General features: G+C 64.7%; 1 protein-coding gene. It reads left to right on the forward strand.

What is annotated here, in order from left to right:
- The coding region (locus tag ACFY9S_RS40665; protein WP_391139188.1) for an IS630 family transposase at positions 1-993 on the forward strand (993 nt) is incomplete at its 5' end.
- Positions 994-1,023 lie beyond the last annotated feature (30 nt).

The following is a 1,023-nucleotide window of genomic DNA, read 5'->3' on the forward strand; positions in this document are numbered from 1 at the left end:
AAGATCGTGCTGCGCTGCGCGGAGGGCGGGACGAACCGGCAGGCCGCGGCCGACCTCGGTGTTGATGAGTCGACCGTGGAACGCTGGCGTGCGAGGTTCATCGTCAAACGCCTCGACGGCCTGTCCGACGAGCCCCGGGTGGGCCGGCCGCCCTCGATCCTGCTCGATCAGGTCGAGGACGTCATCGTGGCGACATTGGAGTCCACTCCGGGCCAGGACACGCACTGGTCGCGGGCCTCGATGGCCCAGCGCACCGGCCTGTCGAAATCGACCATCGGGCGGATCTGGAAGCGGTTCGACCTCAAGCCGCACCTGCAGGACTCCTTCAAACTCTCCACCGACCCGCAGTTCGTCGCCAAGGTCGTCGACGTGGTCGGCCTGTACCACCACCCGCCCGAGAAGGCGGTGGTGCTGTGTGTGGACGAGAAGTCCCAGATCCAGGCGCTGGACCGCTCGCAGCCGGTGCTGCCGATGATGCCGGGCATGCCCGAGCGGCGTACCCACGACTATCTGCGGCACGGCATCACCAGCCTGTTCGCCGCCTTCAACATCGCCGACGGCACCGTCATATCCGAGCTGCACCGCCGCCACCGGGCGATCGAGTTCAAGAAGTTCCTGGTCACGATCGACAAGGCGGTGCCCGCCGGCCTCGACGTCCACCTTGTGTGCGACAACTACGCCACTCACAACACCGCCGAGATCAAGACGTGGCTCGGCAGACACCCCCGCTTCCACGTCCACTTCACCCCGACCGGCTCCTCCTGGATGAACCAGGTCGAGCGGTGGTTCGGCCTGCTGACCGACAAACTCATCCGCCGCGGCGTCCACACCTCCGTGAAAGCTCTGGAGGACGACATCAAGGCATGGATCGACGGATGGAACGAGAACCCCAGGCCCTTCACCTGGACCAAGACCGCCGACGAGATCCTCAACTCCCTCGCCGACTACCTCACCAAGGTCGGAACCGACAACCAGAAAACAGAGGAAAACTAACCCTCAGGATTTCTGGCGCATCACACTAGT

This window comes from Streptomyces sp. NPDC012474 (genome assembly GCF_042955185.1).
Taxonomy (GTDB): domain Bacteria; phylum Actinomycetota; class Actinomycetes; order Streptomycetales; family Streptomycetaceae; genus Streptomyces; species Streptomyces cahuitamycinicus.